This is a genomic window from Oerskovia merdavium (genome assembly GCF_014836755.1).
In the GTDB taxonomy this organism is placed as follows: domain Bacteria; phylum Actinomycetota; class Actinomycetes; order Actinomycetales; family Cellulomonadaceae; genus Oerskovia; species Oerskovia merdavium.
The window spans coordinates 266120-279116 of sequence record NZ_JACSQF010000002.1; the positions used below are offsets into that span (position 1 = coordinate 266120).

Here is a 12997-nt window from a genome sequence, read left to right on the forward strand (position 1 = left end):
CTACGGTTCTCCCATGACCTCCTACCCGCCGCAGGGTCCCGGCGCGCCGGACCAGGATCCGACGCCCCCGCCGAACCCCTACCTCGCCCCCGGCGGACCCACGCGCCAGCCTCCGCTCGTCCCGTACCAGCCGCCCGTAGCGGGTATCGAGGACGCCCCCGTCGAGCCCGACCCGTACTTCCCTCCCGCGGGCCCCGCGGGGGCCGGGTTCCCGACGGCGCCTCCGCCGGTGGGCAGCCCGCCCCACCCTCCGTACGGTGCGCCGGGGACACCGGTCCACGGGAGCCCCTACGAATCTCCCTACCCGCCCGCACCCGGACATGCGCCCGGGCCGTACCCCCAGGGGCAGTGGCCACCTGGGGCGAACGCTCCGTACCCCGGCGCCCCTCAGGGCCAGCCCCCGGCATGGCAGCAGGGGCCGGCGTGGACGGCGTCGTTCGCTCCTCCTCCCCGACAGAACGGCCTGGCCCTCGCGTCGATGATCACGTCGCTCGCCGGACTGGCGCTGTGCTTCTTCCCCGGGGTCGTCGGCCTGGTCCTGGGCATCGTGGCCCTCCAGCAGATCTCGCGCGACGGGACGACGGGACGCGGGTACGCGATCACCGGGATCGCGGTGGGAGCGGTCATGACGGCACTCCTCGCACTCTGGTTCATCGGCGTCGCGGCGAGCTCCGCATGAGCACCCCGCCCCCCGGGTACGACCCGGACGTCTACTACGCGCCGGGCTGGCAGCCGGCCGCCGCCCGGACCGAGCCCCTCGCCGTGGCCGCGATCCCCACGGGCCTGCTGCTCGGGCCGGTCGGGGTGGGCGTCGGAGCGGCGGCGCTCGCCCGGATCCGGCGGGACGGCACGCGAGGCGTGGGCCTCGCGTGGGCGGGCATCGCCCTGGGCCTGGCCACGTCGCTGACGGCCATCGCCGTGACGGTCGCCCTGCTGCTGGGCGGCGCGGCGACGCGCGCGCTGCCCGCCGACGTGAGCGCACCGCAGGACGCGCACGCGCGGCAGCTCGTCCTGGGGAACTGCCTCGCCGAGCTGCCCGACGACGGCGCCGTCACCACGGTGCGCGTCGTCCCGTGCGGGGACCCGCACGAGGCGCAGGTCGTGGCACGCACGGACTTCTCGACCGACTCCGTGTGGCCGGGCCAGGACGGCGCGGACGCAAAGGTCTCGCGCGTGTGCGTGCCCGCGGTCCTGGCGGACGACGTCGACCCTGCGGGGATCGAGCTCTCGGTCTGGACCCCCTCCGAGGACTCCTGGGCCGAGGGCGACCGGACCGGTCTCTGCCTGGCCGCGACGCCCGTGCTGACCGAGGGATCGCTCATCGACTGAGCCGTCGATCGGCACACCCCGGACCACATGCCTACCAGGTGGTAGGTTTCTCGGATAGTCTCGGACGAACAAGCAGAGCGGCTTGGCCGCGAACCCTGAGGAAGTGCACCGTGAGCAACGAGAACCCCGCCAGCCCCACCACGGCACGTGCCGCCGGACCGCTCGACGTCGAGCGGCTCATCCAGGAGCTCACGCTCGAGGAGAAGGCGTCGTTGACGTCGGGACTGGACTTCTGGCACACGCAGCCCGTCGACCGCGCCGGCGCAGAGGTTCCTGCGGTCATGGTCACCGACGGTCCGCACGGGCTGCGCAAGCAGAGCGGCTCCGCGGACCACCTGGGCCTCGCGAACTCGGTCCCCGCGACGTGCTTCCCCACGGCCGCGGCGCTCGGTTCCACGTGGAACGTCGAGCTGCTCGAGCGCGTCGGACGGGCTCTCGGCCGCGAGACCCGCGCGAACGACGTCGCGGTGCTCCTCGGCCCGGGCATCAACATTAAGCGCTCACCGCTGTGCGGTCGCAACTTCGAGTACTTCTCCGAGGACCCCGTGGTCTCGGGCGACCTGGGCGCCGCGCTCATCAACGGCGTGCAGAGCCAGGGCGTGGGCACCTCGCTCAAGCACTTCGCGGCCAACAACCAGGAGACCGACCGCATGCGCGTCTCGGCCGACGTCGACGAGCGCACGCTCCGCGAGATCTACCTGACCGGGTTCGAGCGGGCCGTCACCAAGGCCTCGCCCTGGACCGTCATGTGCTCGTACAACAAGATCAACGGCACGTACGCGTCCGAGGACCACTGGCTCCTCACCGAGGTCCTGCGCGACGAGTGGGGCTACGACGGCGTCGTGGTCTCCGACTGGGGAGCGGTCTCGAACCGCGTGCCCGCGCTCGCCGCGGGGCTCGACCTCGAGATGCCTGCGACCGGCGGGCGCACCGACGCCGAGGTCGTCGCGGCGGTCCGCGCGGGCGAGCTCGACGAGGCGATCCTCGACCAGGCCGTCCGCCGCCACCTCACGCTCCTGAACCGGGCTCTGCCCGCGCTCGCCGAGCCCGGGACCTACGACGTCGCCGAGCACCACGCCCTCGCCCGCGAGGCCGCCGCCGAGGGCGCGGTCCTCCTGCGCAACGAGCCCGTGGACGGCGCCCCCGTCCTCCCGCTCGACCCGGCCGCCGCGTCCTCGATCGCCGTCATCGGCGAGTTCGCACGCACCCCGCGCTACCAGGGTGCCGGGTCGAGCCAGGTCCAGCCGACCCGCCTCGACGACGCCCTGACGCAGATCAACGCGATCACCGGCTCCGAGGTCTCCTTCGCGGCCGGCTTCGGCATCACGGCCGAGGTGTCCGACGCCGACGACGCGGCCCTCCGCGAGGAGGCCGTCGCACTGGCCCGGGACGCCGGGACGGTCGTCCTCTTCCTGGGGCTGCCCGCGAGCCACGAGTCCGAGGGCTTCGACCGCGACGACATGGACCTGCCCGCGAACCAGATCGCGCTCCTCGAGGCCGTCTCGGCCGTGTGCGCGCGCGTCGTCGTGGTCCTCGCGAACGGCTCGGCCGTCGCGATCGCGCCCTGGCAGGACCGCGCCGCGGCGATCCTCGAAGGCTGGCTCGGCGGCCAGGCCGGTGGCGGGGCGATCGCCGACCTGCTGTTCGGCGTCCGCAACCCGTCGGGCAAGCTCACCGAGACCGTCCCGGTCCGCCTCGAGGACAACGCGTCGTACGGGAACTTCCCGGGCGAGCTCGGGCACGTCCGCTACGGCGAGGGAGTGCTGGTCGGGTACCGCTACTACGACGCCAAGCGCATGGACGTCGCGTTCCCGTTCGGCCACGGCCTGTCGTACACGACGTTCGCGTACGACGACCTGTCGGTCGCGGTCTCGGGCGAGGGCACGACGGCGTCGCTCACCGTGGACGTGACCGTCACCAACACGGGGGACGTCGCGGGCGCCGAGGTCGTCCAGGTCTACGTGGGCGACCCGCAGTCCGCGGTCGAGCGCCCCGAGCGCGAGCTCAAGGCGTTCGGGAAGGTCTCGCTCGCACCCGGCGGGACGCGCACGCTCACGTTCGAGCTCGACGCACGCGACCTGTCGTACTGGCACCCGGTGCTGCGGCGCTGGGTCGTCGAGGGCGGCGAGTTCGTGGTGTCCGTGGGCGCCTCGTCGCGCGACCTGCGCGGTTCGGCCACCGTCACGGTGGTCGGCGAGGACGTCACCCTGCCCCTGACGCCGTCGTCGACGCTGAGCGAGGCCCTGGCCCACCCGGTGGCCGGGGCGATCCTGCGCGACGCCATGGCGGCGGGCGACGACGGGTCGTCGGCCATGGCGATCGACGAGAGCATGCTGGCCATGGCCGGCGACATGCCGCTCCGGGTCATCGCGGCCTTCGACGGCATGATGTTCGACCAGTCGCAGCTCGAGCAGCTCCTCGCGGCAGCCGACGCGGGCTGACCTGCCCACCGCGGGGCGCCTCCGGACCGATCGGTCCGGAGGCGCCCCGCGTCACACCTGGGGTGCTTCCGGTCCGGGAGCCGTGGCACGCGCCGTCGTGCCGTCGTCGGCCAGGACCAGCGCGACGTAGGACCGCAGGCCGGCCGCCATGTCCACGGGCGGGCGGGTACCCCCGCGCTCGAGCAGGAACTGGACCTGGAGGCCGTCCATGAGCGCGATCAGGGCGCGAGCCGTCGACGGGATGTCGGTCCCCGGCCGCAGCCGCCCCTCGGCGGCCCGCTGCGCGAGCTCGCGACGGCTGCGCGCGAGCACCTCGTCGTACCGGTGCTGGAAGAACTCGTGCGCGGGGTGCTCGGGAGACGTCGCCTCGGCCGACAGGATGCAGTAGAGCTCGATGATCCCGGGCCGGGCCGCGTTGCGCTCGACCAGCCGGATCAGCGACTCGAAGTAGTCCCCACCCTCCTCGAGGTCGGCGTAGAAGACCGCGAGATCGACCTCGTCACGGTGCTCGAGCACCGCCTGGAGGAGGCCCGACTTGGTCGGGAAGTGGTGGAGGAGGCCCGGGTGGGAGATCCCGACGCGCGAGGAGATCTCGCGCAACGACGCCGAGTGGTAGCCGACCTCACCGAAGAGCCGCATCGCGGCCTCGAGGATCTCGTCGCGCTTGGCGCGACCCTTCGCGTACCCGCGCGGGGCGATGTCGGACGCCTGGGCGGGTGCTGCCCTGCCGGGCGTCCCTGGCCGGGTTCGCTCCGCCGTCGGGCCGTCGGTGTGCGCGGTGCCTGCCGCTGTACTGGGCATGAGCCCTCCCCTGTCTGTCGGTCGTCACCGGTGCGACACGTGGTCGTGCGCCGATCACGTGACCCTATCGCCCGCAGGTGGGCACGCGTCCGGAGGATGGCCTCCGCGGGACGCCCCGGCGACCGCCCTCGGCGCAGAGGGGCCGCTGTCGGGGACAGGACGCGGCCCACCTCCCACCGACGGACGCCGGGCCCTCCGCCGCAAGTCGCAACCCACCTTCCTCCCTCCGCCAGAAGCGCCCGCCACGGCCCGGAAGACAGGCTGGAGGCACGGCGCGCGGCACCTCGGCAGCGTGGCCGGAGGAGAAGGGATCCCCGATGCCAGCCATCGAGATCGTGGGCCTGCGCAAGTCCTACGGGACGTTCGACGCCGTCCGCGACGTGAGCTTCGCCGTCGAGCCCGGGAGGGTCGTGGGGCTGCTCGGCCCCAACGGCGCGGGCAAGACCACCACGCTCGACGTCCTGCTGGGGCTCGCGTCCGCGAGCGCCGGCACCGCGACGATCCAGGGCAGCCCGTACGCGGCCCTGGAGAACCCCGGCCGGGTCGTCGGCGCGCTGCTCGACGCGGGCGGCCTGCACCCGGGCCGCAGCGGTCGCGACCACCTGCGGGTCCTCGCGACCGCTGCCGGGATCGAGGGCCGCCGGGTCGACGAGGTGCTCGCGCTCGTCGGGATGGACCGGGCGGCCGACCGGCGCGTCCGCACGTACTCGCTCGGCATGCGCCAGCGCGTCGGGCTGGCAGCGGCGCTCCTGGGAGACCCGCAGGTCCTGGTGCTCGACGAGCCGGCGAACGGCCTGGACCCTGCGGGCATGCGGTGGATGCGCGAGGTCCTGCGCTCGTTCGCGGACGGCGGCGGGGCGGTGCTGCTCGCGAGCCACGTCCTGGCCGAGGTCACGCAGGTGGCCGACGACCTGGTCGTGATCGGCCAGGGCCAGGTCATCGCCGACGGCCCGCTCGAGGACCTCGTCCGGGGCGAGTCGCTCGAGGACTTCTACCTGAACCTGACCGCCGAGACCGAAGGAGTGCGCTGATGTTCCGCGCCGAGCTGCTCAAGCTACGCACGACCCGCACGCCCTGGATCCTCGGAATCGTCGCCCTCGCGGGCATGGTCCTGGTCCAGGTCCTGACGATCGCCCTGCCGCGCATCCTGGCGGGGCTCGAGGGCATGGGCGGTGGGGCCACCGTGGGCCTCCAGGCCTCGCCCGAGCTGACCGCCGACCTCGCTCCCGACCTCACGGGCCTCACCGACCTGGGTTCGGCCGCCGTCCAGCGCGCCATGCTGGACCTGCTGGGCAACGGCCCCGCGGGCTCGGGCTCGGCGGGGGTCTCGGTCATCTGCATGCTGCTGCTGGGCGTCCTCGCGATCACGACCGACTTCCGCACCGGCGGGATCGTCCCCACGGCCCTCGTGGTCCCGTCCCGCCTACGCATCCTCGCCGGCAAGGCGGGCGCGACCGCGGTCGTCGCGCTCGTGATCGGCGCCGCGCTCGCGGTGCTCACGGCCCTGGGCCTGTTCGTGGCCGTCGCGTCGTCGCCGGGCGCGCAGCTCATGGTCGGCGCGGGTGACGTCCTGGGCGTGTGGGGGCGCGGGCTCGTGGTCCTGGTGCTGTTCGCGTGGCTGGGGCTGGGCATCGGGACGCTGATCCGGGGTCAGGTCGCCGCGATCCTGGTCGTCGTGGGGCTCGTGGTGGTCGAGCCGTTGATCCAGGCCGCGGTCGTGCTGCTCTCGGGCGGCACGTCGAGCGCGGCGGCGTGGCTGCCGCTGGGGCTGGGGTCGCTCGCGTCGACCGGCCAGAGCGCGACGTCGGTCCTGGGCGGCCTCGCCCCCCTGGGCGTCGGGGCCGCGATCCTGGGCCTGGTCGCGTGGGTCGCGGTCGCGCTCGGGTCGGGCGCGGTGACGTTCCGTCGCCGCGACCTCGTCTGACGGTCCTCTCGCGGCGGCGCCGTCGGGGGCCACGGCCACGTACCGTGGTGCCCGACGGCGCTGCTCACCCGCGTGGGCGTGTCGCCCGGGGTCGGGGCACCCGAGCCCGGGCTCGCCCGCGGCGGTGACCTCACGCACGCACCTGCCCGCCCGACCGACTACCGCACATCGACCGCTCGACCCGAGAGGAGCCTCGTGCTCGACGCACTGCACCGCCGTCTCGCCGCGATCGGCATCCGCACCGCGACGGGTCGCGACGCCCTGCTCGGCGCGGTCGTCGCGGTCCTCACGGTCGGCTTCCTGCTGGCCGTCGAGCGGGTCGCGCTGACGGACCTCGGCATCGTGGTCGACGGCGCGCCCGACTCCCTGCAGTTCTCGACCGGGGGACGGGTCGCAGCGATCGTGATCGTCGTCGCGCAGGCCATGGCGCTCACGCTGCGCCGTCGGGCACCGCTGCTCGCGCTCGCCCTGACCGTGGTGGGCCAGGTCGCGCTCGTGCCGGTGCTCCCCGCGTTCGTCTCGTTCCAGGCGCCCGCGACGCTCGTCGCGGCCTACTCGGTCGGCGCGTACGCACCGCGCCGCACGGCCCTGTGGGCGGCCGGGGCAGCAGCGGGCGTGCAGGTCCTGCTGGGCTTCGTGCTCGGCGGCCCCGTGCCGATCACGTCGACGGGTCCCACGCCCGTCGCGGTCCAGGTCTGGGGCGGGCTGGCGTCCGCGCTCCTGACGTACGTGGCCTCGGCGCTCGTGGGCGCGTACGTCGGCACGCGCCGTGAGCTGTTCGCCCAGCTCCAGGGTCGCGTGGCCCAGGCCGAGCGCGAGCGCGACATGCTCGCGGCGCAGGCCGTCCTGGAGGAGCGCGGTCGCATGGCCCGCGAGCTGCACGACGTCGCCGCGCACCACCTGTCGGGGATCGTCGTCCAGGCGGCCGCGGCCGAGCGCCTGGTCGACCGCGACCCCGAGCGCGCCAAGGAGTCGATGCGCTGGATCCGCACCCAGGGACGCGAGACGCTCGACAACCTCCGCCTGGTCGTCGGCATCCTGCGCAGCTCGTCGCAGGCCGGGCCCGGCGAGCCGGACGAGGAGGCACCGGCCGCGCCGCAACCCACGCTCGACGACGCGGACGAGCTGATCGACCTCGCACGCAGCGCGGGCGCCGAGGTGCGCGACGCGCGGCTGGGCGAGCCGTTCCTCCTGTCCCCCGCGGCGCAGCTCACGGTGTACCGCGTGCTCCAGGAGGCGCTGACCAACGCGCGCCGCCACGCGCCGGGGCGCGCGATCGAGGTCGTGACCGACTACCAGCAGGCCGCGCTCGTCCTCACGGTGACCAACCGGTTGCCGGTCGCGGCGATCAGCACCATGGGGCCGGCCAGGCCTTCCGACCCGTCCAGCGACCCGACCCCTCCCGGTCACGGCCTCATCGGCATGACCGAACGAGCGGCCCTCGTCGGCGGGACCCTCAGCGCGGGACCGGTCCCCGGAGACGGCTGGCGGGTCCGGCTCACGGTCCCCCGGCCGGCCGACGCCGTGTCCCCCACCATCCCCGTGCGCTCGGCGACGTCCGCGGACGAGCCGGGCTCCGCCGTCGGGCAGGAGGCCCCATGACCAGAGTGGTGCTGGTCGACGACCAGGCCGTCGTCCGCGCAGGCTTCACCGTGATCCTCGAGAGCGAAGGCTTCGAGGTCGTGGGCGAGGCGGCGAACGGCACGGACGCCGTGCGCGTCGCGCGCCGGGAGCGTCCCGATGTCGTGTGCATGGACGTCCGCATGCCCGGCGGGGACGGCATCACGGCGACGCGCGCGCTCGCGGGACCGGGCGTCGTCGACCCCGTGCCGGTGCTCGTGGTGAGCACGTTCGACCTGGACGACTACGTGTTCGGCGCCCTGGAGGCCGGGGCGAGCGGGTTCCTGCTCAAGGACGCCGAGCCCGACGTGCTGGTCGACGCGGTGCGGCGCGTGGCGTCGGGCGAGGGTCTCGTCGACCAGACGCTCACGCGCCGCGTGATCGACGAGTTCGCCCGACGACGGTCCCCCGCCGCGCCGGACGAGACCGCCTCGGGACTGCTCACCGCGCGCGAGCACGACATCTTGGCGCTGCTGTGCCGCGGGCAGTCGAACGCCGAGATCGCCGCGACGCTGTTCCTCGAGGCGAGCACCGTGAAGTCGCACCTGAGCCGGATCATGACCAAGACGGGCATGCGCGACCGTGTCCAGCTCGTGGTGTGGGCGTACGAGCACGGGATCGCGGCGCCGTCGGCACGGTGACCCGGCCGAGGTAGAACGTCCTGCGCGAGGTAGTGCGCGCTGCGTCCTATCTCGCGCAGAACGTTCTACCTCGGCGCCACGGGCTCGCTCGGCGCCACGGGCTGGGCGGGAGTCACGGGGAGGTACACCCGGCCGCCCGCGTCCGCGAACTCGCTCGACTTCTCCGCCATGCCGGCCTCGATCGCCTCGACCGACGTCAGCCCGTTCTTCTCGGCGTACTCGCGCACGTCCGCCGAGATCCGCATCGAGCAGAACTTGGGCCCGCACATCGAGCAGAAGTGCGCGGTCTTGGCGGGCTCGGCCGGCAGGGTCTCGTCGTGGAACGCGCGGGCCGTGTCCGGGTCGAGCGAGAGCGCGAACTGGTCGTGCCAGCGGAACTCGAACCGGGCACGGGACAGCGCGTCGTCCCGGAGCTGCGCGCGCGGGTGGCCCTTCGCGAGGTCGGCTGAGTGCGCCGCGATCCTGTACGTGATGACCCCCGTCTTGACGTCGTCGCGGTCGGGCAGCCCCAGATGCTCCTTGGGCGTGACGTAGCAGAGCATCGCGGTCCCGGCCTGGGCGATGATCGCGGCCCCGATCGCGGACGTGATGTGGTCGTACGCGGGCGCGATGTCGGTCGCGAGCGGGCCGAGCGTGTAGAACGGCGCCTCCTCGCACAGCTCCTCCTCGAGGCGCACGTTCTCGACGATCTTGTGCATGGGGACGTGCCCCGGGCCCTCGATCATGACCTGCACGCCGTAGGACTTCGCGACCTTGGTCAGCTCGCCCAGCGTGCGCAGCTCGGCGAACTGGGCCGCGTCGTTGGCGTCCGCGATCGAGCCCGGGCGCAGGCCGTCTCCCAGCGAGAACGTCACGTCGTAGTCGCGCAGGATCTCGCACAGCTCCGCGAAGTGCGTGTACAGGAACGACTCCTGGTGGTGCGCGAGGCACCAGGCAGCCATGATCGAGCCGCCGCGGGACACGATGCCCGTGACGCGGCGGGCGGTCAGCGGGACGTAGCGCAGGAGGACGCCCGCGTGCACGGTCATGTAGTCGACGCCCTGCTCGGCCTGCTCGATCACGGTGTCGCGGTAGATCTCCCACGTGAGCTGCGCGGGATCGCCCTTGACCTTCTCGAGCGCCTGGTAGAGCGGCACGGTCCCCACGGGGATCGGGGAGTTGCGCAGCACCCACTCGCGGGTCTCGTGGATGTCCTTGCCCGTCGAGAGGTCCATGAGGGTGTCCGCGCCCCAGCGGGCGGCCCACACCATCTTCTCGACCTCCTCCTCGATCGAGGACGTCACGGCCGAGTTGCCGATGTTCGCGTTGATCTTCACGCCGAAGGCCTTGCCGATGATCATGGGCTCGATCTCGGGGTGGCGGCGGTTGGCCGGGATCACGGCCCTGCCCCGCGCGACCTCGTCGCGCACGAGCTCGACGTCGACACCCTCGCGGGCCGCGACGAAGCGCATCTCGTCGGTCACGACCCCGGCCCGCGCCCAGGCGAGCTGCGTCCGGGCGCCACCCGTGCCGCGCTCGGTGGGGGCGGCGTCGGGCCGGAGCCAGGACGCACGCAGGGCGGGCAGGCCGCCCGCGAGGTCGAACGCCGCGGGGTCGTCCGACGCGGTGTACGGGCCCGAGGTGTCGTACAGGTCCAGGTGCTCGCCGTTGCTCAGGTGCACGCGGCGCTCGGGGACGCGCAGGTGCTCCGCACCCGGGACCGGGTGGTGGACCTTGACGGACCCCGCGATGGGTCCGGTCGTGATGGTGTGCGCGGACGACCCGGTGGTCACAGCGGGTGCAGCGGTGGCGGGCCCGGTGGTTGCGGGCACAGCGGTCTCAGAGCTCATGGCTCTCTCCCTACGTCGGCATGATCCGAACAGGTTCGAACGGTCGGCGGCGCTGAGCCGCCCTCTCAGCTCGCTGCTGCGAGCTCCCGTGGGTGTGTGGAGTTGTGGGTCGTGCTGGTGGTGCGGTGTGCTGGGTGGTGCGCGGCCACCGTAGCGCACGGCGCTGGGCGCCGGCGCGCGCGTCCCACGACCGCCCCTCTCCCCGTGAGTGCGGAGCTCTTGCGAGAAACGCCGGGCGTGTCGCACAAGAGCTCCGCACTCGGCGACTGGCCTGGATCACCCGTCCGTCGGTGCCCCCTCCGCGATGTCGTCGGACGTGTCGGGCTGGTAGACGCACACCCACAGCGCGCCGGCGCGCACGCTGACCTCGAGCTTCTTCGACGGCTCGATCACGTCGCCGTCGAGCTGGCGCGGCTGCGGCCGGTCGGAGATCACCGAGATCCGTGACCCGCGCAGCACCTCCATGTTGGGGACGCGCCTGCGACCACGCAGCACCCCGACGAGGAGCTGGACCCAGTGGCCCAGGTTGCGGGGCGCGAGGATCGCGACGTCCATCTGCCCGTTGTCGGGCACGGCGTCGGGCAGCAGGTTGACGCCTGCCTGGAGCTTGCCGACGTTCCCCACGAGCACGCTGCGCGCCCGACGGCGCAGCGCCGGCCGGTCGTCGACGCGCACCTCGACCTTCATCTCGTCGTCGGCGAGGTGCTTGAACGCCGAGACGACGTAGGCGAGCGCACCCGCCTTGGCCTTGAGCGCGGTCGGTGCGTCCTCCATCATCGCGGCGTCGAGCCCCATGCCCGCCATGACGGCGAACGCCTGTCCGTCGACCTCGCCGATGTCCACGGCGCGGCGCCCTCGGTCGAGCGCGAGGCGGATGCCGTCCTCCGGGTTCGGCGGGATGCCGAGGTTGGTCGCGAGGAGGTTGCCCGTGCCGCCGGGAAGGACCGCGAGGGCCGCCTCGGTCCCGACGAGCCCTTCGATGCAGGCGCGCACGGTGCCGTCGCCGCCGCTCACGAACACGACCTCGGCGCCGTCGTCGACGGCCTGCCGGGCCTGGCCGGTGCCGGGGTCCTCGGCGGTCGTCTCGAGCCAGGCCGGGGCGGGCCAGCCCGCGTCGGCGAGCTGGGCCTCGATGGTCCGGCGGAGCTCGTCGAGCCCCTCGACCCGGTTCGGGTTGACGATGACCGCTGAACGGAGCGGAGCGTGGTCGAGACGTTGCTGGGCGGCGGGCTCGGGCGTTGCTTCGTGGGACGGGTTCACACCTGAGTATGTCGCGACGGGCACCGGCTCGCCCGACAAGCGGACACCTCGGACCTTCCGGACGCCCCTCAGTACCCGAAGACCTGCACCCAGGTGTTTCCCGCGCGCCCCAGTCCCATCGCCGTGAAGTCGCAGTTGAGGATGTTCGCACGGTGCCCCTCGGACGCCATCCACGCGTCGACCACGGCCTGGGCCGTCTGCTGACCGGCCGCGATGTTCTCGCCGCCGGGCCGCGCGTACCCCTGGGCGGTCACGCGGTCGCCGAACGTCCGCCCGTCGAGGCGCGTGTGGCTGAAGTACCCCTGGTCGACCATGTCCTGCGCGTGCAGGGTCGCGGCGCGGGCGAGCTGGTCGTCGGCCCGCAGGGCCGGGCAGCTCGCGGCCGCACGGTGCGCGTTGACGAGGTTCAGCACGGCAGCCATGTCTCCCGTGCCCGACGACGGAGCTCCCCCGGTCGAACCGGTTCCGCCCGTCGAGGGGGCAGGGTCCGCGAGCAGCGCGGCCTGGGTCGCGGCACCCGCCACACCGTCGGGCGCGAGGCCTCGTGCCGCCTGGAACGTGCGCAGCGCGCGGTCGGTCCCCGCACCGAACTCGCCGTCGGCCAGGACCGTGGCCCCGTGCACCTGCAGCCGCTCCTGGATCGCCTGGACCTCGGGTCCGGTCGCGCCGAGTTGCGGCGGGCCCGCGGGAGCGGTCGCCTCGGGCGCGGGCTCGGGAGCCGGCTCCGGGGGCGCGTCGGGCGCCGGGACGGCCACCTGTGTTTCCGGCTGGGTCCTCGGGGACTCCGACGGCTGCGCCGTACCGCCCTCGGCGAGGACCGGCCCGCGCGGGGCGTCGCTCCGGCTCGCGCGGTCGACGTCGCGGCCGAGCGCGGCGTCCCAGCGCGCGCCGATCGGCTCGAGGCCCGGCCCCTGGCCGCCGACCTCCTGGACGGCCGGGACCGCGAGCAGGCCGCCCACGAGGCCGAGCGTGACGACCATGACCTGGGGCAGCGCGGTCACGCGACGCACCTCGCTCCCCGCGCGGGCGTGGCGGACGGCCTCGGCCCGGCGTCGGCGCCGGGCGGCGCGGGACGGCGGGGACGCGATCTGCTCGGCGCGACGACGCTCGGCCCGGGTCTGCGGAAGGTGGTCGGGCACGGGGGAATCCAGC

Annotated in this window: 11 protein-coding genes and 1 riboswitch; of the genes, 7 read left to right on the plus strand and 4 right to left on the minus strand. The window is 74.0% G+C overall.

The window, feature by feature from the left end; genetic code table 11:
- Positions 1 to 13 precede the first annotated feature (13 nt).
- The 3 genes from H9641_RS03280 to H9641_RS03290 all read left to right on the plus strand — a co-directional run bounded on the left by H9641_RS03280 (position 14) and on the right by H9641_RS03290 (position 3770).
- The gene (locus H9641_RS03280; protein WP_191800977.1) at positions 14 to 679 is read left to right on the plus strand and encodes a DUF4190 domain-containing protein; all 666 of its coding nucleotides are present in this window, start codon (positions 14 to 16) and stop codon (positions 677 to 679) included.
- The gene (locus tag H9641_RS03285; protein ID WP_225219875.1) at positions 676 to 1329 is read left to right on the plus strand and encodes a DUF4190 domain-containing protein; all 654 of its coding nucleotides are present in this window, start codon (positions 676 to 678) and stop codon (positions 1327 to 1329) included. Before H9641_RS03280 ends, H9641_RS03285 begins: the two co-directional genes overlap by 4 nt.
- 110 nt (positions 1330 to 1439) lie before the next feature.
- Positions 1440 to 3770, plus strand: a complete 2331-nt coding sequence (locus H9641_RS03290) for a glycoside hydrolase family 3 C-terminal domain-containing protein (RefSeq protein ID WP_191800979.1) — start codon at positions 1440 to 1442, stop codon at positions 3768 to 3770.
- Between the two features lie 51 nt (positions 3771 to 3821).
- Here H9641_RS03290 and H9641_RS03295 read toward each other — a convergent pair whose 3' ends face one another.
- A complete protein-coding gene (locus H9641_RS03295; protein WP_191800983.1) occupies positions 3822 to 4571 on the minus strand; it encodes a TetR/AcrR family transcriptional regulator in 750 nt (249 codons plus the stop codon).
- Positions 4572 to 4888: 317 nt separating this feature from the next.
- On the opposite strand from H9641_RS03295, the gene H9641_RS03300 reads away from it, so the two are divergent.
- The 4 genes from H9641_RS03300 to H9641_RS03315 all read left to right on the plus strand — a co-directional run bounded on the left by H9641_RS03300 (position 4889) and on the right by H9641_RS03315 (position 8756).
- On the plus strand, positions 4889 to 5602 hold the full coding sequence (locus H9641_RS03300; protein WP_191800985.1) for an ABC transporter ATP-binding protein: 714 nt from the start codon (positions 4889 to 4891) through the stop codon (positions 5600 to 5602).
- On the plus strand, positions 5602 to 6495 hold the full coding sequence (locus H9641_RS03305; protein ID WP_191800987.1) for a hypothetical protein: 894 nt from the start codon (positions 5602 to 5604) through the stop codon (positions 6493 to 6495). Before H9641_RS03300 ends, H9641_RS03305 begins: the two co-directional genes overlap by 1 nt.
- A gap of 195 nt (positions 6496 to 6690) precedes the next feature.
- Positions 6691 to 8097: a sensor histidine kinase gene (locus H9641_RS20580; RefSeq protein ID WP_191800989.1), complete on the plus strand. Its 1407-nt coding sequence runs from the start codon at positions 6691 to 6693 to the stop codon at positions 8095 to 8097.
- A complete protein-coding gene (locus H9641_RS03315; protein ID WP_191800991.1) occupies positions 8094 to 8756 on the plus strand; it encodes a response regulator in 663 nt (220 codons plus the stop codon). The genes H9641_RS20580 and H9641_RS03315 overlap by 4 nt, the downstream gene beginning before the upstream one ends.
- A gap of 65 nt (positions 8757 to 8821) precedes the next feature.
- Here H9641_RS03315 and thiC read toward each other — a convergent pair whose 3' ends face one another.
- The 3 genes from thiC to H9641_RS03330 form a co-directional block, all read right to left on the minus strand.
- On the minus strand, positions 8822 to 10585 hold the full coding sequence (thiC, locus tag H9641_RS03320; RefSeq protein ID WP_225219876.1) for a phosphomethylpyrimidine synthase ThiC: 1764 nt from the start codon (positions 10583 to 10585) through the stop codon (positions 8822 to 8824).
- Positions 10576 to 10685: riboswitch (TPP riboswitch) on the minus strand. It overlaps the preceding gene by 10 nt.
- Positions 10686 to 10861: 176 nt before the next feature.
- The gene (locus H9641_RS03325; RefSeq protein ID WP_191800993.1) at positions 10862 to 11845 is read right to left on the minus strand and encodes a diacylglycerol/lipid kinase family protein; all 984 of its coding nucleotides are present in this window, start codon (positions 11843 to 11845) and stop codon (positions 10862 to 10864) included.
- A 68-nt stretch (positions 11846 to 11913) separates the two neighbouring features.
- A complete protein-coding gene (locus tag H9641_RS03330; RefSeq protein ID WP_191800995.1) occupies positions 11914 to 12984 on the minus strand; it encodes a CAP domain-containing protein in 1071 nt (356 codons plus the stop codon).
- Positions 12985 to 12997 lie beyond the last annotated feature (13 nt).

Excerpts from the sequence above, each read along its gene's own strand:
- H9641_RS03280 (WP_191800977.1), top strand. The coding sequence starts at position 14 with ATGACCTCCTACCCGCCGCAGGGTCCCGGCGCGCCGGACCAGGATCCG.
- H9641_RS03305 (WP_191800987.1), top strand. The coding sequence starts at position 5,602 with ATGTTCCGCGCCGAGCTGCTCAAGCTACGCACGACCCGCACGCCCTGG.
- H9641_RS03295 (WP_191800983.1), bottom strand. The coding sequence starts at position 4,571 with ATGCCCAGTACAGCGGCAGGCACCGCGCACACCGACGGCCCGACGGCG.
- thiC (WP_225219876.1), bottom strand. The coding sequence starts at position 10,585 with ATGAGCTCTGAGACCGCTGTGCCCGCAACCACCGGGCCCGCCACCGCT.
- H9641_RS03300 (WP_191800985.1), top strand. The coding sequence starts at position 4,889 with ATGCCAGCCATCGAGATCGTGGGCCTGCGCAAGTCCTACGGGACGTTC.
- H9641_RS03315 (WP_191800991.1), top strand. The coding sequence starts at position 8,094 with ATGACCAGAGTGGTGCTGGTCGACGACCAGGCCGTCGTCCGCGCAGGC.
- H9641_RS03285 (WP_225219875.1), top strand. The coding sequence starts at position 676 with ATGAGCACCCCGCCCCCCGGGTACGACCCGGACGTCTACTACGCGCCG.